At 48.4% G+C, this 24,223-nt stretch carries 27 protein-coding genes, 6 tRNA genes and 1 riboswitch; of the genes, 17 read left to right on the top strand and 16 right to left on the bottom strand.

Features of this window, described 5'->3' with window-relative positions; all coding sequences use genetic code 11:
- Window positions 1-133: 133 nt before the first annotated feature.
- The gene (gene cmpA, locus GUA98_RS11030) at window positions 134-277 is read right to left on the bottom strand and encodes a cortex morphogenetic protein CmpA (protein ID WP_153977349.1); all 144 of its coding nucleotides are present in this window, start codon (window positions 275-277) and stop codon (window positions 134-136) included.
- A 208-nt stretch (window positions 278-485) separates the two neighbouring features.
- The gene (locus tag GUA98_RS11025; RefSeq protein WP_095289072.1) at window positions 486-842 is read right to left on the bottom strand and encodes a hydrolase/acyltransferase; all 357 of its coding nucleotides are present in this window, start codon (window positions 840-842) and stop codon (window positions 486-488) included.
- Between the two features lie 121 nt (window positions 843-963).
- On the opposite strand from GUA98_RS11025, the gene GUA98_RS11020 reads away from it, so the two are divergent.
- From GUA98_RS11020 to GUA98_RS11010, 3 genes are all read left to right on the top strand, one after another.
- Window positions 964-1,434 carry a SprT family protein gene (locus tag GUA98_RS11020; protein ID WP_193723035.1) on the top strand — a complete coding sequence of 157 codons (471 nt, stop codon included), beginning with the start codon at window positions 964-966 and terminating at the stop codon, window positions 1,432-1,434.
- 153 nt (window positions 1,435-1,587) lie between these two features.
- A tRNA-Asn gene (locus GUA98_RS11015) sits at window positions 1,588-1,663 on the top strand.
- Window positions 1,664-1,669: 6 nt separating this feature from the next.
- Window positions 1,670-1,758: transfer RNA gene (locus tag GUA98_RS11010), tRNA-Ser, on the top strand.
- A gap of 223 nt (window positions 1,759-1,981) precedes the next feature.
- On the opposite strand, the gene GUA98_RS11005 is transcribed toward GUA98_RS11010, so the two are convergent.
- Window positions 1,982-2,680: an ArsR/SmtB family transcription factor gene (locus GUA98_RS11005; RefSeq protein WP_193723034.1), complete on the bottom strand. Its 699-nt coding sequence runs from the start codon at window positions 2,678-2,680 to the stop codon at window positions 1,982-1,984.
- A 109-nt stretch (window positions 2,681-2,789) separates the two neighbouring features.
- Here GUA98_RS11005 and GUA98_RS11000 point away from each other — a divergent pair, with 109 nt between their 5' ends.
- Both GUA98_RS11000 and GUA98_RS10995 read left to right on the top strand, forming a co-directional pair.
- Window positions 2,790-3,434, top strand: coding sequence for a flavin reductase family protein (locus tag GUA98_RS11000; protein WP_193723033.1), 645 nt, complete (start codon window positions 2,790-2,792; stop codon window positions 3,432-3,434).
- Between the two features lie 259 nt (window positions 3,435-3,693).
- Window positions 3,694-4,365 carry an MgtC/SapB family protein gene (locus GUA98_RS10995; RefSeq protein ID WP_193723032.1) on the top strand — a complete coding sequence of 224 codons (672 nt, stop codon included), beginning with the start codon at window positions 3,694-3,696 and terminating at the stop codon, window positions 4,363-4,365.
- Between the two features lie 31 nt (window positions 4,366-4,396).
- Here the strand turns inward: GUA98_RS10995 and GUA98_RS10990 are convergent, their stop codons facing one another.
- Window positions 4,397-5,293, bottom strand: coding sequence for a Cof-type HAD-IIB family hydrolase (locus tag GUA98_RS10990; protein ID WP_153977353.1), 897 nt, complete (start codon window positions 5,291-5,293; stop codon window positions 4,397-4,399).
- 4 nt (window positions 5,294-5,297) lie between these two features.
- On the bottom strand, window positions 5,298-6,074 hold the full coding sequence (locus tag GUA98_RS10985; protein ID WP_095360636.1) for a DeoR/GlpR family DNA-binding transcription regulator: 777 nt from the start codon (window positions 6,072-6,074) through the stop codon (window positions 5,298-5,300).
- A gap of 318 nt (window positions 6,075-6,392) precedes the next feature.
- Here GUA98_RS10985 and GUA98_RS10980 point away from each other — a divergent pair.
- The 4 genes from GUA98_RS10980 to GUA98_RS10965 all read left to right on the top strand — a co-directional run bounded on the left by GUA98_RS10980 (window position 6,393) and on the right by GUA98_RS10965 (window position 7,359).
- Window positions 6,393-6,464 (top strand) — tRNA-Glu (locus GUA98_RS10980).
- Window positions 6,465-6,553: 89 nt separating this feature from the next.
- Window positions 6,554-6,629: transfer RNA gene (locus tag GUA98_RS10975), tRNA-Lys, on the top strand.
- A 17-nt stretch (window positions 6,630-6,646) separates the two neighbouring features.
- Window positions 6,647-6,729: transfer RNA gene (locus tag GUA98_RS10970), tRNA-Leu, on the top strand.
- A gap of 213 nt (window positions 6,730-6,942) precedes the next feature.
- Entirely contained in the window at window positions 6,943-7,359 is a 417-nt protein-coding gene (locus GUA98_RS10965; RefSeq protein ID WP_193723031.1) for a helix-turn-helix domain-containing protein, read from the top strand.
- A gap of 117 nt (window positions 7,360-7,476) precedes the next feature.
- On the opposite strand, the gene GUA98_RS10960 is transcribed toward GUA98_RS10965, so the two are convergent.
- The 6 genes from GUA98_RS10960 to GUA98_RS10935 all read right to left on the bottom strand — a co-directional run bounded on the left by GUA98_RS10960 (window position 7,477) and on the right by GUA98_RS10935 (window position 12,456).
- Window positions 7,477-8,439 carry an urease accessory protein UreD gene (locus GUA98_RS10960; RefSeq protein ID WP_193723030.1) on the bottom strand — a complete coding sequence of 321 codons (963 nt, stop codon included), beginning with the start codon at window positions 8,437-8,439 and terminating at the stop codon, window positions 7,477-7,479.
- Window positions 8,354-9,076 (bottom strand): urease accessory protein UreG, encoded by a 723-nt coding sequence (gene ureG / locus GUA98_RS10955; RefSeq protein WP_095360634.1) that lies wholly within the window; start codon window positions 9,074-9,076, stop codon window positions 8,354-8,356. The genes GUA98_RS10960 and ureG overlap by 86 nt, the downstream gene beginning before the upstream one ends.
- A 64-nt stretch (window positions 9,077-9,140) precedes the next feature.
- Window positions 9,141-9,836, bottom strand: a complete 696-nt coding sequence (locus GUA98_RS10950; RefSeq protein WP_193723029.1) for an urease accessory protein UreF — start codon at window positions 9,834-9,836, stop codon at window positions 9,141-9,143.
- Between the two features lie 155 nt (window positions 9,837-9,991).
- Window positions 9,992-11,710 (bottom strand): urease subunit alpha, encoded by a 1,719-nt coding sequence (gene ureC / locus GUA98_RS10945; RefSeq protein ID WP_193723028.1) that lies wholly within the window; start codon window positions 11,708-11,710, stop codon window positions 9,992-9,994.
- The gene (locus GUA98_RS10940; RefSeq protein WP_193723027.1) at window positions 11,707-12,096 is read right to left on the bottom strand and encodes an urease subunit beta; all 390 of its coding nucleotides are present in this window, start codon (window positions 12,094-12,096) and stop codon (window positions 11,707-11,709) included. Before GUA98_RS10940 ends, ureC begins: the two co-directional genes overlap by 4 nt.
- 18 nt (window positions 12,097-12,114) lie before the next feature.
- Window positions 12,115-12,456 carry an urease subunit gamma gene (locus GUA98_RS10935; RefSeq protein ID WP_415753019.1) on the bottom strand — a complete coding sequence of 114 codons (342 nt, stop codon included), beginning with the start codon at window positions 12,454-12,456 and terminating at the stop codon, window positions 12,115-12,117.
- A gap of 220 nt (window positions 12,457-12,676) precedes the next feature.
- Between GUA98_RS10935 and urtA the strand changes: the two genes are divergently transcribed.
- The 5 genes from urtA to urtE all read left to right on the top strand — a co-directional run bounded on the left by urtA (window position 12,677) and on the right by urtE (window position 17,539).
- The gene (gene urtA, locus GUA98_RS10930) at window positions 12,677-13,927 is read left to right on the top strand and encodes an urea ABC transporter substrate-binding protein (protein WP_193723026.1); all 1,251 of its coding nucleotides are present in this window, start codon (window positions 12,677-12,679) and stop codon (window positions 13,925-13,927) included.
- 148 nt (window positions 13,928-14,075) lie between these two features.
- Window positions 14,076-14,981, top strand: coding sequence for an urea ABC transporter permease subunit UrtB (gene urtB / locus GUA98_RS10925; RefSeq protein ID WP_095289165.1), 906 nt, complete (start codon window positions 14,076-14,078; stop codon window positions 14,979-14,981).
- 21 nt (window positions 14,982-15,002) lie between these two features.
- A complete protein-coding gene (urtC, locus tag GUA98_RS10920) occupies window positions 15,003-16,094 on the top strand; it encodes an urea ABC transporter permease subunit UrtC (protein ID WP_397332446.1) in 1,092 nt (363 codons plus the stop codon).
- Window positions 16,057-16,866 (top strand): urea ABC transporter ATP-binding protein UrtD, encoded by an 810-nt coding sequence (urtD, locus tag GUA98_RS10915; protein ID WP_193723025.1) that lies wholly within the window; start codon window positions 16,057-16,059, stop codon window positions 16,864-16,866. Before urtC ends, urtD begins: the two co-directional genes overlap by 38 nt.
- Window positions 16,844-17,539 (top strand): urea ABC transporter ATP-binding subunit UrtE, encoded by a 696-nt coding sequence (urtE, locus tag GUA98_RS10910; RefSeq protein ID WP_193723024.1) that lies wholly within the window; start codon window positions 16,844-16,846, stop codon window positions 17,537-17,539. Before urtD ends, urtE begins: the two co-directional genes overlap by 23 nt.
- Window positions 17,540-17,572: 33 nt before the next feature.
- Here the strand turns inward: urtE and GUA98_RS10905 are convergent, their stop codons facing one another.
- The 3 genes from GUA98_RS10905 to GUA98_RS10895 form a co-directional block, all read right to left on the bottom strand.
- Window positions 17,573-18,229 carry a hypothetical protein gene (locus GUA98_RS10905; protein ID WP_193723023.1) on the bottom strand — a complete coding sequence of 219 codons (657 nt, stop codon included), beginning with the start codon at window positions 18,227-18,229 and terminating at the stop codon, window positions 17,573-17,575.
- Between the two features lie 57 nt (window positions 18,230-18,286).
- Window positions 18,287-18,490 (bottom strand): Rha family transcriptional regulator, encoded by a 204-nt coding sequence (locus GUA98_RS10900; RefSeq protein ID WP_095289174.1) that lies wholly within the window; start codon window positions 18,488-18,490, stop codon window positions 18,287-18,289.
- 258 nt (window positions 18,491-18,748) lie between these two features.
- Window positions 18,749-19,450 (bottom strand): urease accessory protein UreF, encoded by a 702-nt coding sequence (locus tag GUA98_RS10895; RefSeq protein ID WP_193723022.1) that lies wholly within the window; start codon window positions 19,448-19,450, stop codon window positions 18,749-18,751.
- 425 nt (window positions 19,451-19,875) lie between these two features.
- Between GUA98_RS10895 and GUA98_RS10890 the strand changes: the two genes are divergently transcribed.
- Window positions 19,876-19,958 (top strand) — tRNA-Leu (locus tag GUA98_RS10890).
- A gap of 137 nt (window positions 19,959-20,095) precedes the next feature.
- On the opposite strand, the gene GUA98_RS10885 is transcribed toward GUA98_RS10890, so the two are convergent.
- Window positions 20,096-20,572: a glutathione peroxidase gene (locus GUA98_RS10885; protein WP_095289177.1), complete on the bottom strand. Its 477-nt coding sequence runs from the start codon at window positions 20,570-20,572 to the stop codon at window positions 20,096-20,098.
- 368 nt (window positions 20,573-20,940) lie between these two features.
- Window positions 20,941-21,113, top strand: a riboswitch (cyclic di-AMP (ydaO/yuaA leader).
- Between the two features lie 118 nt (window positions 21,114-21,231).
- Between GUA98_RS10885 and GUA98_RS10880 the strand changes: the two genes are divergently transcribed.
- The gene (locus GUA98_RS10880) at window positions 21,232-21,627 is read left to right on the top strand and encodes a hypothetical protein (RefSeq protein WP_095289178.1); all 396 of its coding nucleotides are present in this window, start codon (window positions 21,232-21,234) and stop codon (window positions 21,625-21,627) included.
- Between the two features lie 172 nt (window positions 21,628-21,799).
- Window positions 21,800-22,483 (top strand): HAD family hydrolase, encoded by a 684-nt coding sequence (locus GUA98_RS10875; protein ID WP_193723021.1) that lies wholly within the window; start codon window positions 21,800-21,802, stop codon window positions 22,481-22,483.
- A 163-nt stretch (window positions 22,484-22,646) separates the two neighbouring features.
- On the opposite strand, the gene GUA98_RS10870 is transcribed toward GUA98_RS10875, so the two are convergent.
- Window positions 22,647-23,942 carry an Nramp family divalent metal transporter gene (locus GUA98_RS10870; RefSeq protein ID WP_193723414.1) on the bottom strand — a complete coding sequence of 432 codons (1,296 nt, stop codon included), beginning with the start codon at window positions 23,940-23,942 and terminating at the stop codon, window positions 22,647-22,649.
- Between the last annotated feature and the right edge of the window lie 281 nt (window positions 23,943-24,223).

Genomic DNA, 24,223 nt, shown 5'->3' with positions numbered 1-24,223 from the left:
AGAACAGCCTTCCCAGTTGCGGGAAGGCTGTTTGTTGTCGGCTCGAATGGTGTTGTCGACCGTTCCATATTCTTCGAATGAGTTAATGTAGGAAGAGAGAATGGGCTGTATACATGAAGAGTGAGGTTAAATTCTAGAGTTCACGTTCCGCGCTGCGCGGTGTGCCATTAGCAGGTTTGTTCCGGTAAAAGAACCAGCATTCGTTCAGCAGCTTGATCTGTCTGCTGTCCTTCTTGTGAAAAGCACGCATCAGTTGATTGCAAAGCCATTGAGGCAAAGGGATCTCCTCCTCTTGCATAATTCATCTGTACGTTAGCATATGTGGCAATAGCCTGGACTGTGCGGATTAAGCCGTGCGGAACGTGTAAAAACAATGTCCGGCTTGTCAACCGACCTGTCGATTGAGATAAAATAAAAAGCGCAAATCCGGTTACGGAAATGCGCTTACAGGTTAGGATGTGCACTTTCGGAAAACGATAAATAAATCAGCGTGTTTCCATTTCTTCTTCGTACCATTGTTCCAGCTGGGCTTGAAGCGCCCGAATCTCGGTGAGTAAGGAAATCAAGGGATAATGCGTCTCGCGCAGTTTGGCGAAGCTATGCTCAAGCGCATTGATGTAATCCAGCCCTCCGGTGATACTGAGCTGCTCGTTCAGAAGATCAAGGTCGTCACATTCAGCGATGGCCCAGGGCAGTACAGGTACATCCGCTGCAGTAAGTTTATCAATCTCTTTGTGCAGACGCAGGTTGAGTGCACTGAGTTGATAGGCGTAATCAGCGGGCATTTCAACAAACTCTAATTGCTGTTCCTGCTGCAGGATGACATAACGCATTGTAGGCATAACGTGTAATAATCTCCCCTCATACATTCTACTTGACAGTGTAGCCTACGAAACGGTTAAAATTCAAGTATTATACCGGAAAAAGGAACGGTCCAAGGGGTAAGAAAGGAGGGGAAACCGGGTGGATAATGCTGAGCTGCAGCAGTGGATTGAGCAGGTATCGCTGGATCATTTCGGGGTTCCGTTTACCCACGAGGCCTTGTTTAATCGACGTCTGACGACAACCGGCGGCCGATATATGCTGAAGAGTCACCGAATTGAGATTAATCCACATCAGCTCGAGGCATACGGGCGGGATGAGGTCGAGAAAATTATAAAGCACGAATTGTGCCACTACCATCTGCATATTCGCGGACGCGGCTATCGCCACAGGGACCCGGAATTCAAGGCTCTTCTGCAAAAGGTAGGCGGTTCGAGGTTCTGTCAGTCCCTTCCCGATGGCAAGGGCAGGAAGCCGCAGCCTTATCGGTACAAGCTGGTATGCAAGAGCTGTGGAACGGAATATCTGCGTAAACGAAAAATGGATCCCAAACGTTACAGATGCGGTCGGTGCGCTGGCAAGCTGGCTCTTCAAGCCATCTCTAACGAGTAGTGTTCATCCTAGTGGATATAGCCGGCTTGAAGAGGGGATGCAATATACCTCTACGAGCTGTATTTCCTCCCTTTTTTACAGTTAGCAAGAAAGTATAGTTAAGATGTTGACTTGGCTTATTAATCATGATAAATTATGTTTATTCGAGATTATTCCCTGATAGCTCAGTTGGTAGAGCACTCGACTGTTAATCGAGTTGTCACAGGTTCGAGTCCTGTTCGGGGAGCCATTTCTTGGAGAGATACCCAAGTGGCTATAAGGGGACCCTCTGCTAAGGGGTTAGACTGCGTAAGCGGTGCGAGGGTTCGAATCCCTCTCTCTCCGTTCTGATTATACTTCTCCGCAAAGGGATGAGAACCCTAAAGGTTCGTCGGAGCATAGCCTTCGATAGCGATACATCGCAGTCTCGAACGAAGTGAGAGTATCCTTCTCTCTCCGCATTGAATACACGAATAGAATCCCCTTCACACGAACCGTTGACCGGTTTGTTGTGAAGGGGATTTTTTGGTATAGATCTTCCTTTGGTGAGAGCTGCAACGTAACCTGCCTACAGCGAGATTCCCAAAACCTCGTATAAACCCTTCTTGCCAGCATCCGTAACTTCAACAGAGCGGCTGCCAGGCTTCTTCCGGGTCCACTCGAGCTGCGAAAGTCTGTGTTCCATTTGTTCACCCAGCAGTCCGGATATGTGGTGACGCCGCTCGCTCCAGTCCAGACATTTGCGGGCAATGGCACGTCTTGAACCCGGTTTAACCTGAAGATCAATTCCGAATGAAGTAAACCATTGTCTTCCTTTCTCCGTAATGTGATAATCCTTGGCCTGATCTGCTTCCGGCTCCAGTAGATATTCCTCCCGCAACAATGCATCACACAGAGCAATTCCTAGCTTACCAGCAAGGTGTCCATAACAGGTACGAGCAAAGCTCAGATGCTGGAGCTGATTGGACTGTTTGAGTGACCTCACCTGAACAGGAGGGGCGATACTGCCCATCGTTTCAATCAGAAAGGCAATGTCCTGGCCAGCCAACCGGAAGTAGCGATGCCGCCCTTGCCGTTCAACAACTAACAGTCCGCCGTCTACAAGTTTGGTAAGATGGTTGCTCGCGGTTTGAGGTGTGACACCAGCCATATAGGCAAGCTCGCCTGCAGGCAGGGCCTGTCCACCCAGTAGTGCTTCGAGAAAGACAGCGCGACTCGGATCGGCAATTAATGACGCGATAACAGATATATTTGGATATGCATTCATACTTCGATGATACTTGAACTGTTGACGTATTACAATTGGGGCAGGCCACCGCAGAGTTCAAACTTGCATTGAGGGGCCAAGTAAGTGAGACAGGAGATGGAGCAAACCAATGAATTTTGAAAATGCTGCAAAACGATCTGCTGAGGAGGTAGTAACGGACCAGCATGAGACGATTAACCCAAGCATTTTATATTATGGAACACCCGTACTTCTCTTAAGCACCTTAAACGAGGATGGGTCAACGAACCTGTCGCCATTGTCCTCTTCCTGGGCGTTGGGGAATTGTCTTGTCCTCGGCTTGGGCATCCAGGGAAAAGCCTATGAGAACTTAAAAAGACATCCTGAATGTGTCATAAATTTGCCGGATGCGTCCATGTGGAGATCTGTTGAATCTCTGGGGCGTTATACGGGTACATATCCGGTTCCTGAGGAGAAAAGACAGATGGGTTATGAATTTTGTTCGGAGAAATTTGAAGCAGCCGGGTTTACCGCTCAGGATTCGCATCGGGTTAAACCTCTGAGAATAGCCGAGTGTCCGCTTCAGATTGAGGCATCTGTACAGCACATCCGTACGCCGGAGCATACGCCTTTTATGGCCGTAGTCGAAGTGAAATCGCTGGAGGTACATGCACATAAGAAGCTTATCTCTGGACTGAATAAAATTGATCCGGCAAAGTGGAACCCGTTAATCTATAATTTCCGCCATTATTACGGATTAGGAGAGCGACAAGGGGAGAACTTCCGTGCTGAATAGGGATCAGTGCAATCCGAAAGGATAGAAACAGACCATTTTTGTAATGGTGGGTAATAAAGGGAATTGAAGTGGAGGCCGTACAGGTCTCTTTTTTGTGCCGCCTGATATAGAAGGAAGTTGCTGTGTGGATTAATTATTGGAGAGGAAATGGGTAAATAGTAAAGGAGGATACATGTAAGCATATACATAAGCATATTGCATTAATTCAGGAAGTGACGGTCCATCTGCAAAATGCTGATATAAGAGAGGTGGCTTGAGAATGGAAATGGAATATTTGATGCGAGTTCTCATAGCAGGGATCTGCGGGGTCCTTATCGGGTATGAACGCAAAAACCGGATGAAAGAAGCGGGAATACGCACTCATTTTGTGGTCGCTGTTGGTGCAGCGTTAATGATGATTGTCTCAAAGTATGGATTTCAGGATCAGGCAGGCTGGGCTAATCTGTCGCTTGACCCTTCCCGGATCGCAGCGCAAGTGGTTAGCGGTGTAGGTTTCATTGGGGCCGGAATGATCTTCACGCAGCGCCATACCGTCCGGGGATTGACGACAGCCGCTGGCATCTGGGCAACGGCAGGTATGGGACTGGCAGTAGGTGCGGGACTCTATTGGACAGGAGCAGGTGTAACCCTGCTAATCGTGCTCGCACAGATGCTGCTGCATCGGCCGACACGCTGGCTGGTTTCCGCGAGAACCGAAACGTTAACCATTCGCCTGGAGCAGGAAGCAGACAGCCTGAAAGCCATATTGGCACTGCTGGGGCAGGAGAAGATTTCGGTCATCGGATTCAGGACGGAACAACAAACAAGCACAGACTCGGCTCAGGAGACTGTGCTTGAATTCACCGTTCAGATGCCCGGGTCCTTCCGGGGAGAACAGTTGATTGTACTGCTGCAGGACGTACCGCATGTGAGATCCGTCGAGTTGAAGTGAGAGATCGTGCGATTTCCTAACAGCACCGAATTTACTGACCGCCTTCAGCAACGATTTCGGGCCGGGAGATCGGTTTGCCGTCCAGTACAGCGTGAATGGCATGGGCGACACCGTGTTCTACATTGGTTAATGTTATAGCCTTGGCAAGGGCTTGAATCTCAGGTTCACCATTGCCCATGGCGATGCCGAGTCCTGCCATTTTTAACATGGAAACATCATTGAAATTGTCGCCGATAGCTGCCGTATCTTCCATGGAAATATCGAGATGTGCAGCCAGTTTAGTGAGAGCATTACCTTTGGACACATCGGGATGCTGCATCTCGAAGTTGTGTTCAGAGGATACGACCATCGCGACATCCGATCTGGAGGCAAAGTGAGCTCTTCCTGTCTGTAATTGATCCGGGTCGAGGGAGAAGGCCATAATGTTGTAAATGTAGGCTTCTGCAGGAATCTCCTGATGGGATTGAACGCGATGGTAGTCTTTCTTGTCATAATGCTTCTTAACGGCACGAATCAGGCGCTCAACGTCCTCACCAGGACTTGTTCCCAGGATTCGATCCATCTCGGCAAGCATCGTATCATGACTGCTGATCGGGGCGTATATTCCCTGCTGAGTGGACGCTTCATAATAGCACTCATGATCTTCGAGCCACTGCATGACGGATGCTGCTGTCTCACGTTCGAGCGGAAGATGATACAGACGGTTCCCGTCAGCATCATGAATCGTGGCTCCATTGGACCCAATGACAGGCGTGTTAATCCCGCCTTCTTGGCAAATGCCGACAACGTCCGAATAGACGCGCCCTGTTGCAATGGTAACTTTCAATCCTTCTTGCTGGGCCCGGTGAATGGCAGCAGCATTTTCCGGGCTAATCTGACTGTCTCTGTTTAGCAGCGTTCCATCCAAGTCCGTAGCAAATAATTTCATCACTTTACAACTCCTTATCTTCTGTTGGTTCAGGAATGAGAATCTCAACCTGTTGTTCATTCAAAAAGTTACGCCATTCGTCTGATGGCCATTGGTCGGTAATCAGTACATCAATCAGTGACCAGTCGGCAAAACGGTACCCGTAACGTTTATCAAATTTGGAATGATCTGCGAGCACGAAGACCTCTTTTGCCGCCTGCATCATTTTTTGCTTAATCTTGCCTTCTTCTTCGGAAGCACTGAATCCATCCATCGTAATCCCGCCAATACCGATAAAGGCTTTATCCACGTAATAATGAGAGAGTGTTTCGATCACCGAGGCGCCGTAAACATAACGTTGTTCCTTGTCGACTTTGCCGCCAAGTAAACGAATATGGACAGCCGAGTGATTGGAGAGAAGATCTGCGGAATGAATGGAATTGGTGATGACTGTACAGGACTTTCCATTCAGATGCTCAGCACAAGCCTGCACCGTCGTGGAAGAATCCAGAATGATGTTTTCACCTTGGCGGACCATGGCTGCAGCGAGTTTGCCTATAGCCCTTTTTTCTTCTGAAACATGGAGCAGGCGATCCTTGTATGAGATATATTCACGGGGAGGAGAGGGGAGGATGGCGCCGCCCCGTGTTCGGATAATGGCGTCCTGTTCTTCCAGCTTGATCAGATCTCTTCGAGCCGTGTCCCGCGAGACGTCAAAAAGGGTAACGATCTCGTCTGCCGAGATCCGGTTATGTTTGCGAAGATGTTCGATAATGAGCTGCATTCGTTCTTCCTGAAACAAGCATGCCGCCTCCTTGCTAATGAGTGACCGTAATACTGATAACCTAATTATAAGTATTTGCAATTTAGTTTGCAATATTTTAAGTGAACATAAGTTTTTGTAAGTGGTTTGAACTAATTTTAACATGATGTAAGGATTCTGATGACAATGATATGAAATTCGGTTAACTCAGATGGTATATGCGAGTTAAACGGGCCTATTTTCTTGAAAAATGATCTTTATAAGAAGCGCTAGATAAAAAATAAAAAAAGTGTTGCACTATTTTTATATGGTGTGGTATACTCATTCTTGTCGCCAAGAAAGACAACTTGTTAACAAGGCCCGTTGGTCAAGGGGTTAAGACACCTCCCTTTCACGGAGGTAACAGGGGTTCGAATCCCCTACGGGTCATATCTTCACCACCTTTTTAATAAGGAAACCTCGCAATTCATTGTTCTTAAACCAAGAGATGATATGGCACATCGGTGAAGTTACAGCAAGAGCCATTAGCTCAGTTGGTAGAGCACCTGACTTTTAATCAGGGTGTCGAAGGTTCGAGCCCTTCATGGCTCACCATTTATACAATTGAATATGCGGTCGTGGTGGAATGGCAGACACGCTATCTTGAGGGGGTAGTGGGTGTATACCCGTGGAGGTTCGAGTCCTCTCGACCGCATTACATGTAAACGTTAGGGAAATAGACTCTCGTGGATATCCATGAGAGTCTATTTTTATTTTATATATATATCTATGTGAAAACTGCTCATGGATGAAGAAGGGCTGAGGATTGATATCTGTTGTGGTATAATTGTCTATATAATGTTGGCGGAGAATTACGTTATGGTGCAAGATATGGGTTTTAGATAATATGGTTGGAAGGCGGTCCTGTATGCAGTCGATATATGAGCGAATTGAACACCTGATTGCCGAGCGAGGGATGACAAAGAAAGCATTCTGTCAACAACTGAAGATCAGCACCGGGAATCTGGGTGATTGGAAACGTGGAAAGTCGATTCCGAGCACGAATAAACTGATTGAGATCGCTGCGTTTTTTGATGTGAGTCTGGACTGGCTCATGATTGGACGTCCATCCAAGGAAGCGATGGTACGGGAAAAACGGGAGGATTATTTTTTTGGCGTGTTGCGGCAATTGGATTGCCAGGAGAGTGAGTTATCGACCGAAGAGCAGTCTTTTATCAGCGAATATATTGAATTTACCCGCTATCGCAAGTCCAAGGAAAGTAGAAATGCTGCTGACTTTCGATATAAGGAAGATGATAAACCCGAAACGGATGAATCGCTCTAATGCAAAACCTCTGAACCAACCCGGATGATTTCCGGAAATGTTCAGAGGTTTTTTTGTGTTCATGTGAGATGACGATAATCGACTTCATCTTTGGCTCATGAAATCATGATATGTGGTTCATTTGCGGAACGTAAGGTTCTCGTTGCCTAACAGCTGTGGTCGAATGGTGTTCCAAATGTGCAGGCATTGTTCCTGAAGTTCCCAGGCAGCCATGCCAAGCAAACGGACGCCGATCCCTCCGCTCGCGAGCAGGCTTGCACCAGCGAGCATTCGACCATCTGGAGGCAGTGCGGACCTGATGCTTTCCAGTTCCGCTGCCCCCAGCCCAGGAGCGATCATCCACAGGGCAGCAGTATGGGTGAAATCCAGCAATGCAGCTGATTTTTGTGGATCATCGCGTGAAGGTTCCATGCCGAATCGGTCCCACACAGCAAGCTGGTCCCCTTGCCATATTTCAGTTGAGTTTCGATATTTGCTGAACTCAAAAGCCTCACCCCGGTGAATTCGTCCGGCTGACCAGACATCTGCATAAGCGAGAATGGCCTGTTCCTCCAGATGGAAGGTGGCAGTAAGCGAAGAAGAACTACCTTTGAATGGGATTACACATTCCGGGAAGTATTCAAGCACTGCGCCTTTCCTGATCTGGAAGTAATGGTTGACCGACGAGGGAAGTGAAGGCGTAGGGTGAAGGCGTGTCGCTGATGTACTGCTCAGCATCACATGGGTGCCTTCGCCCAAATGCCACTCGGAATGATAATGATCCCCGTTCAGAACACCGGGAGAGACGTCTGATGTGTAGAGGCATAACCCATTGCTGTTCCCCGGTGGGCGAAAGGAGCGACTGAACCGGAGAGGGGCGCTATAATAACGATCTGTCATGATCGTACGTCCCTCTTGAAGGGCAAATGTGGCTCGAAGCTCGCTGCGTCGTATCACCGCTCCTTCAGCACGAATGCCCAACTTCGTTTCGGCTCCTTCCGATACGGGAGATGAATTAATGGCTGTGGGCTGAGCCGTGGTCATGGCTGTGTGAATGCAGATGCGCAGCGGCAGCATCGTCATCCATGTATTGGTGCTCAAGCCAGTGAATGATCTCGGATACCCCTTCACCGCTCATGAGATTCGACATTACATATGGGCGACCTTCGCGTACGCGCTCGGTATCATCCTTCATTACCTGCAAACTTGCGCCGACATAAGGTGCAAGGTCTGTTTTGTTGATCAGCAGCAGGTCTGAGCGGGTAATGCCTGGACCGCCTTTGCGAGGCAATTTTTCCCCTTGGGCAACGTCAATGATGTAGATGAACACATCTGCAAGTTCCGGGCTGAATGCAGCAGAGAGGTTATCGCCGCCGCTCTCAATGAAGATTAATTGCAGATCGGGAAAACGCTCGACCAATTCGTCTACTGCTTCAAAATTCATTGACGCATCTTCTCGGATGGCTGTATGTGGACATCCGCCTGTTTCAACGCCAATAATGCGTTCTGGCGCAAGAGCGTTCTGGCGCAGCAGGATTTCGGCATCTTCCTTGGTATAAATATCGTTCGTGATGACGGCCAGACTATAGCGAGTACGCAGCGCCTTCGACAACTTCTCCACAAGGGCAGTTTTGCCGGAGCCTACCGGACCCCCAATACCAATTCGCATTGGTCTGCTGCGATCAAATGCCTTACGTTCCCACTCCGGATGATGCGTATGATTAGCTCCTCCACACATAACAAATTCCTCCTTGGATTATCGGCTTATTTTAATAGAAAGTTGTAGCTTATAAATACGGGTATCAGGACATAAACAGGCGTGCAGGTAAGTTTTCGTGCCGCATGGCATAGATTTCCTGGGCAATACCGAAACTGTGCATATCTTCCGGGTCGTCATCCCGAATACGAATCCATTCGGATTCGATATCATCGAGTAGTTTGTGAATGAGCATCTGTGCCTCGGTTTGCCCGATTGGCAGGAGGCGCAGTGCGCTGTTGACATAAGCGTTCACTGAGGTATACAAATGACCGGTAACGGCCTCATCTAATCCGATTTTCAACTGATAAAGGATATAACCGTGAATGGTAGTAATCCCGCAATAGGCACCATGCGCTTGCACAGCCTCATCAATAAGTGAAAAGTCCATCCAAGGATAGAGAGAACGGGCAAGTTTCAGCATTCGCTTTCCCATCTTATGGCCGCTTTCCCTGATCTCCCGGGGGGTTCGCTGGGCGTGTACCCGCTTATCATAGAGAGCGAGTAGAGCGGAGTCTTGTTCCTCCATTGCTTGGTAAACGCCTTTGATAGCAAGTCCATCGAGCCGAATCAGGCTGGAGTGAAGCTGGCTGCGAATGAATTGTTCAAGCTCGGTGATTGTTCGAATGGTGCCGTCATGCGTGTATGCTTCCAGACCGAAAGAGTGGGAGAACCCGCCGATGGGCAGGGCCGAGTCGAGCAGTTGAACATATCGAAGCAGCTTCGTACCACTTTGCATCATGCCAAGCGTCCTTTCTTTGCTTCTGTCTTATTTCCCTTCCAACCAAAATCCGATATAAAAATAAAGTAAGGATACAGGTTGGACGTGATTTTAAACGATAACGTAGAGGGCAGTACGAACCTGAAGAAGTGAAACGTTCGCTTTATCACTAGATGTCAAAACATGAAGTAGCGCTGTGCCATCGGCAGCTCATCCGCAGGTTCGCACGTAAGCAGTACCCCATCGGCTCGAACCTCATACGTCTCAGGGTCCACTTCAATGTGAGGAGTCACATCGTTGTGGATCATATCCTTTTTGCTCACCGAGCGGCAGCCTTTGACGGCTTCCACACGTTTGTTTAAACCAAGTGTCTCCTTGATGCCTGCATCAGCAGCAGCTTGGGAGACGAAAGTGATAGACCCTTTGGCGATAGCTCCACCGTATGACCCGAACATCGGTCTGCCGAACACGGGCTGAGGTGTCGGGATGGAGGCGTTCGGATCACCCATCTGAGCGAAAGTGATCATACCGCCTTTAATCACCATTTCGGGCTTGACCCCAAAATAGGCTGGATTCCAGACGATCAGATCCGCTAGCTTGCCCACTTCCACAGAACCGACGATATGACTGATGCCATGAGCGATGGCGGGATTGATCGTATATTTGGCGACATATCTTTTGATGCGGTCATTGTCGGAAGGGGAATCAGAATTCAATTCCAGCTTGCCGCGCTGTTTTTTCATTTTGTCTGCGGTCTGCCAGGTGCGGATGATGACTTCGCCTACCCGGCCCATGGCCTGGGAATCGGAACTGATAATGCTGAACACACCGAGATCGTGCAGAATGTCTTCTGCAGCAATGGTCTCAGGGCGAATCCGGGAATCGGCAAAAGCAACATCCTCCGGAATGGCCGGATCCAGATGGTGGCACACCATCAACATATCGAGGTGTTCTTCAACTGTATTCCGCGTATACGGACGCGTGGGGTTGGTTGAAGAAGGAATCACGTACGATTCACCGGCAGCGCGGATAATGTCTGGTGCGTGTCCGCCGCCTGCGCCTTCCGTATGATACGTGTGAATTGTGCGGCCGTTAATGGCGGCAAGGGTATTCTCCAGAAAACCAGTCTCATTCAGGGTATCGGTATGAATAGCTACCTGAATATCATGTTCTCCTGCGGCAGTCAGACACGCGTCAATGGCACTAGGGGTTGTCCCCCAATCCTCATGCAATTTCAAGCCGATGACACCAGCTTCGATCTGTTCAATGAGTGGAGCGGTGGTTGAACTATTGCCCTTCCCCAGATAACCAATATTCATAGGAAAGGCTTCGGCGGACTCCAGCATGCGATGGATATGCCAGGCTCCAGGTGTGCAGGTGGTTGCTTTGGTGCCTGTCGCTGGTCCTGTACCTCCGCCGATCATGGTAGTTACTCCGGAAGACAGGGCGGTTTGAATCTGCTGCGGACAAATGAAATGAATGTGGGTATCGATTCCGCCTGCGGTGACAATCATGCCTTCGCCGGCGATGATCTCGGTGGAAGCGCCAATCACAAGGAGTGGATCGACTCCGTCCATTGTATCCGGATTACCCGATTTGCCAATCGCACAGATGATTCCGTCACGAATGCCAATATCTGCTTTTACAATTCCCCAATGATCGATAATGATAGCATTTGTAATAACAGTATCCGGCGTGCCGTGGCTGCGAAGAGCGGTTGCGGACTGGCCCATGCCGTCCCGAATGACTTTCCCGCCTCCGAATTTGCTCTCATCCCCGTATACTGCGTAATCATGCTCAATCTCTGCCCAGAGCTCCGTATCTGCCAGTCTTACAGCATCCCCGGTTGTTGGGCCGAACATGGAAGCGTATTGTTCGCGAGACATGCGTTTCATGCTGGATCTCCTCCATCCTGTGATGGCGTGGGGGCGAAAGCCTTCAGGAAGGCTTCGAGCTTCTGCGGGTCTGGAGGCTGGTCTGCCGATCCTTCCGTTAATCCGTTAAATCCATAAATCTGCCGTTTGCCGCCAAAAGTGGTGAGTTCCACCGGCTTTTCTTCCCCCGGTTCAAAACGAACGGCGGTGCCTGCAGGGATGTGCAAACGATGTCCGAACGCTGCTGTGCGGTCGAAGTCCAGAGCGGCATTTACTTCATAGAAGTGAACATGAGAACCGACCTGCACGGGGCGATCACCGCGGTTCAAGACAATTAATCGTATCGTTTGGCGATCGGGATGACAGACAATCTCATCCGGTTTCAATCGATATTCGCCTGGAATCATGGCATTCTCCTGCCTTTCTCAGCGTATGGGTTCATGCACGGTAACCAACTTGGTCCCGTCAGGGAATGTAGCTTCCACCTGTACCTCGGGAATCATATCGGGGACTCCCTCCATACAATCATCCCGTGTAAGGATTGTACCGCCATATCTCATCAAATCCGCTACGCTCATTCCATCCCGCGCTCGTTCCATGAGCTCGGAGGTTAACAAAGCGATGGCTTCGGGAACATTTAGCTTCAATCCGCGTCCTCTGCGTTCGCGGGCGAGATTGGCGGCTACGGTAATCAGCAGTTTTTCTTTTTCCTGCTCCGTCCAGTGCAAGGGCCATCCGACCTTTCCCATAAAAGTATATATCTTCATGAATCATATTATATGTTAAATATACTCACACAGGGTGACCCTTTGTCAATAAGGTTTGAAACATATTAGCAGCATGCATGAAACAAGTAGGCGTAAAATAAAATTATGTAAGCATTATTGACATGAAGAGTTGGAGCCTCCATAATTTGGATCAACGAACATTTCGGAGTTAAATGACCTTAATGTTCGTCAATAGACTAAAAAAAGGGAGTGTAGGCTATTGAAGAAGAGGTCGGTCAGATTATGGGGAATTTTGCTTGGGGCGGTCATTGCTTTAACGGGATGTGTGGAAGGTGGAACGCCACCTGAAGCTTCGAATTCCGGTGGAACAGGGGAAGTCGCTGCGTCTGATGAGACGATCAAGGTGGGTATTCTTCATTCCTTGAGTGGAACGATGGCCATAAGCGAGGTATCTGTCAAGGATGCCGAGATGCTTGCGATTGAAGAGATCAATGCAGCTGGTGGTGTCCTTGGCAAACAGATTGAGCCTGTCATTGAAGATGGGGCCTCGGATTGGCCGACTTTTGCGGAAAAGGCCGGAAAGCTGCTTCAGCAGGATAAGGTGGCCGCTGTTTTTGGCGGATGGACCTCGGCGAGTCGAAAGGCGATGCTCCCCGTGTTCGAGCAGAATAAAGGGCTTTTATTTTATCCGGTGCAGTATGAAGGACTGGAGTCATCTCCCAACATTTTTTATACAGGTGCAACAACGAACCAACAAATTGTTCCTTCCGTAACCTGGCTGCTGGAGAATAGGGGCAAAACTTTCTATCTCCTAGGTTCAGACTATGTTTTCCCGAAAACAGCGAATCAGGTAATCAAGGCTCAATTGGCAGCTGAAGGCGGAGAAGTGGTTGGCGAGGAATACACACCGCTGGGCCATACCGATTACAGTACCATCATAAGCAAAATCAAAGCTGCGAAGCCGGATGTGGTGTATAACACGCTTAACGGGGACAGCAATGTAGCCTTTTTCAAGCAGCTGAAGGATGCTGGCATCACCTCGGAACAGATGACGACGCTGTCGGTCAGTGTGGCGGAAGAGGAAATTCGGGGCATTGGAGCAGATGTGCTGAAAGGGCACCTGGCTTCATGGAACTATTACCAAACAACAGATACTCCAGAGAACAAAACTTTTGTTGAGAAATATAAAGAAAAATATGGTGCTGACCGGGTGACGGCTGACCCGATTGAGGCGGGTTACGTAGCAGTGTACCTCTGGAAGGCAGCTGTTGAAAAAGCGGGTTCAACCGATGTGGAGAAGGTCAGAGAAGCGGCAAAAGGATTGGAATTTGATGCTCCCGAGGGGAAAGTAACCGTGGACGGAGAGAATCAGCATATCTACAAAACCGTCCGGATCGGAGAAGTGCAGGAAGATGGTCAATTCAAGGAATTGTGGAACTCCGGTTCTCCTGTCAAGCCAGATCCTTATTTGAAAACATACGAATGGGGAGCTTCCCTAAGCAATCAATAAGCAAGACATTCATGTCCAAACTTCTGAGATTACGGATGAGGGTGGGACAGCGCACCCTCGTACAATATTACGATAAAGCATTGATGCGTAGTCTTGGTGACGTATTTGAATCGGAAAGAGGCTTTTAGCATGTGAAAGGGTGATCGGGATGGATATGTTTGTTCTGCAAATGTTCAATGGCCTTAGCATCAGCTCGATCCTGTTATTGATTGCGCTGGGGCTTGCAGTAACGTTTGGTCTTATGAATGTCATCAACATGGCTCACGGTGAGCTGATTATGATTGGTGCATATGCAACGTATGTGACTCAAAATCTGTTTATTTCCTATGCTCCGGCAGCTTGGTTCGAAGTTTATTTTATCGTGGCATTGCCGATCGCGTTTGGTGTAGCAGCACTTATCGGCTGGCTGCTTGAAGTGATTTTGATCCGGCATTTATATGGTAGGCCCTTGGACAGTTTACTGGCTACATGGGGAGTTGGAATGATGCTGCAGCAGCTGGCACGTACCATTTTCGGGGCGCCGAATGTGGGGGTATCCAGTCCGTCCTGGCTTAACGGCGGTCTTGCGATCTCTGACGGTATCGTATTTCCGTATAAACGGATTTTTATCATCGCACTTGTCGCGGTTGTCCTGCTGTGTATGTATCTGTACATCTACCGCACTTCTTCCGGACGACGGATGCGCGCTGTCATGCAGAACCGGAGCATGGCGGGCTGTCTCGGGATTTCGACCAGACGGGTAGATGGCATGACCTTTGCCATTGGTTCAGGAATCGCGGGTATCGCGGGTTGTGCTCTGACGCTTATTGGGCCGATCGGCCCTTCGCTGGGAACCTATTATATTGTAGATGCATTTATGGTTGTCGTTCTTGGCGGGGTTGGCAAACTGGTAGGAACGGTATGCGGAGCGCTCGGGATTGGCATGTTCAATACATTGTTTGAAACCTACACGTCTGCCTCCATCGGCAAGGTGCTGGTGTTCGTATGTATCGTTGCTTTTCTGCAATGGAAGCCGCGGGGGCTGGTTGCCATGCGAACCCGCAGTCTCGATTAACAGGAAGAAGGGGGTTATATGATGTCAGCACTTCTGAAGTCAGGCAGTTTAAAAACGAGAATTATCTGGGCGGTCGTACTGATTCTAATGTGTCTTGCCCCGCTAATCTCTACCGAGTTTCGGCTTAGCTTGCTCGCTAAATTCCTGGCACTGGCTATTCTGGCCATCGGACTGGATCTGATCTGGGGCTACGGCGGGGTTCTGAGTCTGGGGCATGGGGTGTTCTTTGGTCTTGGTGGTTACGCCATGGCCATGTATCTGAAGCTGCAGGCGAGCGGCACATCCCTGCCTGATTTCATGGGGTGGAGCGGGTTGTCAGGTCTTCCGTGGTTTTGGGAACCATTTCGTTCATTTCCAGTGGCGTTAATTCTGGGTATTGCTCTTCCGGCTTTGCTGGCATTTGTGCTGGGGTGGTTTACGTTTCGTAACCGAATTACCGGGGTGTATTTTACGATTTTGACACAAGCCCTTGTATTAATCACGGTTACCCTGTTTATTGGCAAACAGGAGTGGACCGGGGGGACTAACGGTATAACCGGCTATAACTCCATTTTTGGCTTCACGCTGCATTCTGCAGGAACAACAATTGTGCTCTACTATATTACACTTGCCATTTTGGTGCTCACGTACCTTCTCTGCAGAAGAATAGTAAATAGTCGGTTTGGTCAGGTGCTTGAAGCTTCGCGGGACGGAGAAAACCGGGTACGTTTCCTGGGTTATGATCCTGCGGGCTATAAAACGTTGACGTTTGCCCTCTCCGGGGCTCTTGCAGGAATAGCGGGTATGCTGTTTGTTCTTCAGGTGGGGATTATCTCGCCGTCCATGATGGGGATTGTTCCATCCATTGAAATGGTGTTATGGGTTGCCTTGGGGGGTCGCGGCACGTTGATTGGGGCTGTGATCGGGGCGGTGGTTCTGAATGCAGCCAAAACCGGGATAAGTGAGGCGTACCCTGAAGGCTGGTTGTTTGTTCTCGGCGGGCTGTTTGTAACGGTAGTATTGTTCATGCCTCACGGGCTCGTTGGAGTCTATCGAAATGTCGTTCGATTGCTGAAGCGGAGAGGAGAGGTTGTGCATGTCCCTGTCAGTAAGGAAAAACCTGAAGTCTACTGAAGCTTCACCCGTGTTGATGGCTGAAAGTATTACCGTAGCTTTTGGCGGATTCGTCGCAGTTAACGGCATGAACCTGAAGCTGCTTGAGCATGATTTGCATTTTCTGATCGGCCCCAATGGTGCGGGGAAAACGACAATGCTGGATGTCATTTGCGGAAAAACCAAACCCGTCTCCGGCACGGTGCGCCTGGAAGATGGCACAGAGCTGACACGTCTGAAGGAGCATCAGATCGTCCGGAAGGGTGTAGGACGCAAATTCCAGGCTCCGTCCATCTTCGGAGGTCTTACCGTACAGGAAAATTTGGCTTTGGCGGCGGAAAGTCAGCGTTCACCTCTTCGGACTCTTGGGATTCCGCGCTTTGGGAAAATCAACACGGCAATGGAACAGGTCATAGCGCAAATTGGATTGCAAGACCGCGTGTATACACGGGCAGGGGCGCTATCTCACGGCGAGAAGCAGTGGCTGGAAATAGGCATGCTGCTGCTTCAGGAACCGCGCGTGTTGCTGCTGGACGAACCGGTTGCCGGGATGACGGACGAGGAAACGCATAAAACAGGCAGGTTGTTACAGGGGATAGCACGTGAACGTTCGGTCGTGGTTGTGGAGCATGACATGGAGTTTGTCCGTGAGTACGCGGCCAAAGTGACCGTGATGCATGAAGGCAAGCTGTTGAAGGAAGGTACCATGGCTGAAGTGCAGGAAGATCCCAGGGTGGCCGAAGTCTACTTGGGAAAAAGGAGAGATGACCATGCTGTCGCTGCAACGAATTGAATCCGGCTACGGGGAAAGCAATGTGCTGCGTGGTGTTAATTTGGATGTCCTGCCTGGACAGGTGGTCTGCCTCATGGGCCGGAATGGTGTCGGCAAAACAACGTTGATGAAAACGTTGATGGGCCTGCTCAAAACAAGGAAGGGGGCCATCCACTGGAAAGGGCAGGATATATCCACTTTGGAGCCTGCCAAACGTGCCAGGGCAGGCATTGGATATGTTCCTCAGGGGCGTGAGATTTTCCCTCAGCTCACAGTAAAGGAAAATCTGCTGCTCGGTCTGGAGACATCTGCGCCTGGGGTGAAGACGTTTCCTGAAGATGTGCTCGCGATGTTTCCGGTCCTTGCGACCATGTATGGTCGACAGGGCGGTGATCTGAGTGGTGGCCAGCAGCAGCAGCTTGCCTTCGCGCGAGCGCTTGCCTCCCGGCCTGGACTATTGTTGCTGGATGAACCAACGGAAGGCATACAGCCTTCAATTGTCGAGGATATTCGGCAGGTCATTCTGCAAATCAAGGCGAAGGGCGACATTTCGGTGCTGCTCGTCGAGCAGAGTATTGACTTCGTGCGCGGGGCTGCGGATTACATCTATGTCATGGATAAGGGTGTAATTGCGCTGCAAGGATCACCGGAGGAATTGGATATGTCTCAATTTGAACACCACCTGTCCGTATAGGAGAGGTGGTTATTTTTTGCTTTTTTGCTTTGCTCAGGAGCGTTTATCCAGAATATTAGAGTACTTCGGGTATAGTCTGCGGATGCAATCCGGACAGATGTCGTGTGTAAATTCTGCATGGGTATGTCTCTCCAAATAACTTTCGACTGAATTCCAGATGTCCTGCTCGTCCTTAATCTGTTTGCAGACAGCGCAAATAGGAAGCAGTCCGCGTAGTGTTCTCACTTCGGATAGAGCCAGCTTCAATTGCTGTTCAATTCGCTTCTGTTCCGTGATGTCTGTATGCGAGATCAGAGCTAGTCCTATTGGAGACGGAGGATTAGTGTAATTCAAGGGTGTCAGCTCCAGCCTAAACCATCGAAGGTCCAGGTTCGCAGACTGTACAGATATGTCATATGTATGGCAGTGAACAAAGGGATATTGAATCTTCTCCAACTTCTGAATAATGGATAAATTCTCGGTTTCCTCTTCCTGGGCTGCCCATATCTGCAGCAGCTGAAGATAATGAAACGTTTCGTAAGACGGTCGATGGGCGTCGGCCTTTTTATATTTCGAGAGATGCAATCGCCCAAGCCCGTTCTGCCATGCGGTATTGCAGCTGCGGATTCTCCAGTCGCGGTCGACGATGATGAGTTGATGACGTAAGGATTGAAAGGATAACCTTTCAAGGTCGGTTGTAAAGAAGCTCATGAATAGGCCCTCCTTGGCAATCAGTTAAAGGATCGGGACGGCAGGGTAATGGTGGTGTCATCGAAGTTCATCCGAAATTTGCAAAATGTCTGCGACCTGGTTTCGGAAACGGGTGGCTTTTCGTGTGCCATGGATGAGATTGGATAAACGATACGGCGGGATGTCGTGCTTCTCGCAGAACGTTTTCTGGTCCATCTGAAGCTCCGTTAAGCGGCGTTTGATGGCCCATCCGAACGGAGTTACGGGTTTCTTTTTGTTCAAAAGGGTTCACCCCTCATAGAAGTATTTCAACCCGCCTTCGGCTGTGTATAATAGTGGGAGATGCGAGCTGTTCATTACATTATATACGTATTTACGTCATGTAACAATTAGAAACAATGAAAAATAGTGTATTAATATTAAATAATGACGTAAAAACGTGATGTTCTATAGACATACAAGAAAAAGCACGTCAGCAAGGAGGTTGCTGCGTGCTTTTTTCGTTTGGGGAAATATGAGGGGGGCTTGGAGGTGGTAAGATTAGGCGCGATAAGCATGCAGCCCTGCGCCAAGCATATAGAAGCTGGGGAACAGCGATTTCATGGACATGGAGGTTGGCTGTGCCGGTCCATCCGCAGCGGAGGCGCTAACGGTATTCCATTCATGCTCCAGGTCTGCGGCCAGGCGAACCAGCAGTTCCTGGGTGGTATCGTTATGCATGGGGAGGACTTTGGAAGCTTCGGTTATGCATGCATTCATGGCTGAGTGCAAGTAACCCATTACCGCTTCCTCGACGGGGATATCGAGGTAGTGGTTAATCCAGGCGTGAACAGTAGAGAGGCAGCCTACAGACTCGTATTTGGCAAGGGTGTGTTCGAGCTGACTGAATTCAATCCAGGGGTGGAGAGCCCGGGCCAGCTTGATCAGTCTTTTACCCATGGCAGCAGCTTGCTCCCTTTGATCAGAAGGAGTCCGCTGAACGTGAACCAACTTGTCAATGAGTGCTGTTCGCCATGTGTCATTATGATCTGTTGCGCTGTAGATACCTTTAATCGCCATGCCCTCAAGTCGAACGATACTGGGATGCAGCTGGCAGCGCATGAAGGACTCCAGATCATCGGCATTTCGGATGCTGCCTTCAGCAATGTGTACATCCATACCAAATGAATGGGTAAAACCTCCGACATGAATGGAGGAATCAAGCAGTTTGACATAATCGAGCAGCTTATTCCTACGGTTCACGGTCTTTCGCCTCCTATGTTCGTAAAATGTTATATTATATAACATTAATATTGATTTACGAAAGCTTTTATGTTTAAGATCCGAATTATATGATATATATAATCACATAAATATCCGTATTCTGTCAATGGTTTCTTGTTTTTAAGTTTTAATTATATTTAAATGTTACATTATGTGACTGAAAATAGTTTAAACACATAAAATTAATGTTATGTATATGATATGTTTTCTTATGGAGAGCTACAATTAAAAATGAAGATATATAAAAGATTTGAAATTTAATGTATGCAGCAGTTAAAAGATCATGACGATAAAAACCGATATTTGGAGGAAAAACACAGGTGCAAAAGTAGTTTTAATAAAAGTGCTTTACTTTTATAATGTGATCCTGTATAATCAATTTTGTTGCCGATTATTTACGACATGCGGTCGTGGTGGAATGGCAGACACGCTATCTTGAGGGGGTAGTGGGCGTATGCCCGTGGAGGTTCGAGTCCTCTCGACCGCATCATATTGTACGACAAGAAGAGGTTTTCCGAATATGGAAAGCCTCTTTTTTGCGTTTGGAACAACATAAAGAAAGACCATTCACACAGAACCGGTCTTTCTCTGGTTCCCTGTTGATGATGGCCTCTCCATGTTGATCTATTTCAGAAGTTTCTCAATATCAGCCTCAATTTGGTCAGGAGTTGTTTTTGGAGCATAACGCTTCACAACGCGTCCGTTCTGATCAACGAGGAATTTGGTAAAGTTCCACTTGATGGCTTTGGATCCGAGCAGTCCCGGTGCCTCTGTTGTCAGGTGCTGGAATAGAGGATGAGCGCTTGAGCCATTGACATCAATTTTCTCAAACATAGGGAAGCTTACACCGTAATTCATCTGGCAGAACTCTGCAATATCGTCGGAAGATCCTTTTTCCTGAGCGAATTGGTTGCTTGGGAAGCCCAGTACTTCAAACTGTCGGTCTTTGAATTTGTTATAAAGTTCCTGTAAGCCTTCAAATTGCGGGGTCAGACCACATTTGCTCGCCGTATTAACAATCAGCAGCACCTTGTTGCGATAATCGGACATCTCGACTTCCTGGCCCCGAAGGGTATTGACTTTGTAGTCATAAACGGACATGATCAGTCGCCTCCATATCGTATAATGGGTTAATGATTCCTATAGTTATATTATATTGCTTACAATTAGATAATGCAAAACTAATTGACTAAATTCCTATGTTGACTTACATATATCTAAAATTACAACCGTTTTTCATAAGAACGAGAATTAGCGAGCTTCACAGAGATGGATGGAGAATGGATAGGTTGTAAGCGATATCATTGATATGTAATGCCTTAAATTCGTCCATTCGGTGATCTGACCGTACTTTACACTAACATGTCGCGGGTGTATGATTCATATCGTAATTTCTAATTCAATTAAACTTAACATGAACAACGAAACAAACGATAATATCGCTCTGGTCAATATATGAAACAGGAACGATGTTTTAATCGCTGAGTTTCCATTCATTCATGGGTGGGAAACGGGGGAACCAATCGGAATGGCTGTCATTGCAGCTAATCCATGGGGTGAATTTTTCGGTGCAAGCCGGAAATAGGGCGACTCTCGCGCCCGAATCCGTCAGCTAACCTCGTAAGCGTTAAAGGGAGAGGCAACAAGCCGTACGCATATTCATGGCGTTTTCGTCATGGGTTATTCAAGAAGCGTTCGGGAGGCCTTGGTCCCCCACGCTTCTTTTTTGTTGTCTTTTCACGCCAAGGGAGGAACGAATGATGGATAATGAGATGATTTTAGTAACAGCACCGAATGAAGCAGGGCGCAAGTTTATCAAGCTGTTGATGTACAAAAAAATGCCGTTTGCCGTTCTGACCAACAGTGCAGGGGAAGAACGGAAGCTCCGCAGAATCGGAGTGGAGAACGTCATTCGCATGAATACAGCTGAAGCTCAGAAGTGGTTTCTGCCGCAGTCGAGCGTAGGCAACGTTTTTATTTTCGAGAACAGTTTGAACCTGACCTGCCGCTATCTGCAGATCTGCCGTTCCTGGACTTCCAAATCACTATGTGTAATTACGGAACAGAGTCACCCCAAAGGCATTTACCGCGGGATGGGAGCTGACCGCATTGTGTATTCTCTTAATGGAGAAGTTGGCTTCTTGCTTAATGGTTAATGTGATAGCTGCCGATTGATCCGGTGTAAGGTGCCTGTTATAATTGAACTTGTGGAAAAACGGAATTCTGAGGAGACTCATGCATGATGGTGGGTCTTCTTTTTTATTTGAGCATTAGTGTACATTGCTGATGTATAGAGATTGCGTTCGTGGCTAACAAGGAGGAATAGGCGTGCCTGATGTACGGGGGTTAAAATGGTTGTTCTTTGATGTAGGAGATACGCTGGTCGACGAATGGGAGCCGGTAGATGATATTATAGGGCAGTTTGTAAAAGAAGCCTGCTTGCTTGGGTATCCGGTGAAAATAGAGGAAGTGCGAGAGATATTTGCCTCCTGTTACCGAAACTATGAGCAGTGGCCCATGAGGGTAGCCATTCGAACGCTAATCAGCGATGAACGTCATAGGGAGCAGATCCAGGAGAAGTTGAAGTTCCGGAAGGAACTGGAGAAGCCCTTCGCTTCTGCTGACGCGGTGTTGAAGGAATTGTCATACCATTATCGAATTGGCATCATTGCCAATCAGAGTCCAGGGACAGCTGAGCGCCTGGAGAGCTACGGTCTGCGGAGGTACGTGGATGTACTGGCATGCTCGGCAGAAGAAGGCGTATCGAAGCCGGATCCGGAACTCTATGCTGTGGCTTTGAAGCAGGCGGGATGTGAACCCGAGGAAGCAGTCATGATTGGGGATCGGATTGATAACGATATCATTCCTGCCAAGAAGCTGGGGTTGTTGACGATTCGGATTTTGCAGGGCTATGGACGGTTTCAGCCTGAGCTGGAGGGCCAAGAGCGTGCAGACTGGACCATCGAATCCTTGGAGCAGCTTATTCCACTGCTTGTGCCTTCTGAGGGTTAATGGATAAAATAAAAAAAGATGACTTTCGCGTCATTAAATAAAGGACAAGGCAAGTGTACGGCAAAGCTAAAAGGCTGATCCCTTCAAGTATATTCTTGATGAGGGATCAGCCTTTTTTAATGAATCTCTGGTAAGAGGGAGACGGTTTTAGCGTATATATAGATTAAAACAGCATGATGGTCTGGAAGATCAGATAAACGTTCAGAACCACAATTACGGCAGCGATGATCCAGGAGACGACTTTGAGCCACAGTTTATTGGCGAATGCGCCCATGCTTTTTTTGTCACTCGTAAACATCACAAGTGGAATAACGGCAAAAGGCAGCTGCAAGGATAGAATTACCTGGCTCAAAATCAGCAGCTCTTCCGTTCCATGTTCGCCGGCGATAGCCGTCACGATAACGGCAGGGATGATCGCAATTAATCGGGTCACGAGCCGGCGGAGCCAAGCCGGAATCCGAATGTTCAGGAAACCTTCCATGACAATCTGTCCGGACAGTGTACCTGTAAGCGTAGAGTTCTGACCTGAGGCCAGCAGAGCGACACCAAACAGGATACTTGCAATGGTTGTGCCCAGCAGAGGTGTGAGCAAGTGATAAGCATCTGCAATCTCAGCGACCTGTGTCATGCCTGCGCTGTGAAATACAGCGGCTGACACAATGAGTATGGCAGCGTTGATAAACAGGGCCAGGGTCAAAGCGATCGTTGAATCCATAGTGGAGTATCGAATGGCTTCTCTTTTCCCTTGAGTTGTCTGTTCGATCTGCCGGGTCTGCACGATGGACGAATGCAAGTACAGATTGTGCGGCATAACCGTTGCTCCGATGATTCCGATGGCGATATACAGCATCGCTGGATTCGTTAGTATCTCGGCACTTGGAACAAAGCCGGTAAGCACTCCGCCCATATCCGGTTTGGCAAGAAACAGATCAATCCCGAAGCAGAGGGCGATGGTTGCCATCAGTACAATGACCAGTGTTTCCAGCGCGCGGAAGCCTTTATTTTGCAGCAAAAGGATAATCAGAACATCCACAGCCGTAATAATGACGCCGTATAACATCGGAATGTTGAATAGAAGCTTCAGTGCGATGGCTGAACCGATGACCTCAGCCAAATCTGTAGCAGCAATGGCCAATTCACACAAGACCCAGAGCATAATGACAACTGGCATACTGAACCTTTCACGGCAGGCTTGAGCCAGATCCCGTCCAGTTACAATACCAAGCTTGCCTGCAAGTGACTGTAATACGACGGCCATAAGGTTAGAGATTAAAATAACGGATAATAGCGTATAACCGAACTGGGAACCCCCGGCAATATCTGTTGCCCAGTTACCCGGGTCCATATAGCCGACAGCGACCAGATAACCTGGGCCGACAAAGGCGAGGAATTTTTTCCACCAGGCCACGTTTTTCGGAACCTTCATGGAGCTGTGTGCTTCCCCGAGGGAGGGAGCCATGCCTGCTGCGGCCAATTGTTCAGCCGAAGGAGAGCTGAATGGATTTTTTTTACTCATAAATGTTCACCTGACTTCTTAATAATAATCGTATTGATGCTCCGTATGATGAAGACCTGGCATTCACTTTTATATGTCTGAAAATATATGTTGTTACTTACATTGTACTCATTCAATAATTTTTGTCTAGTGCAACTTTTATGTAGATGGACAAAATGAGAAGCGGGTGGAGTCAGGCTCTTAGTATATTACCCAACTTCAGAAAATTTACCTGTATATCATAG

The organism is Paenibacillus sp. P13VS (genome assembly GCF_015143645.1).
GTDB lineage: Bacteria > Bacillota > Bacilli > Paenibacillales > Paenibacillaceae > Paenibacillus > Paenibacillus xylanilyticus_A.
The sequence above is the reverse complement of the archived record's forward strand: the minus strand, read 5'-3'. Positions and strand labels throughout refer to the sequence as shown.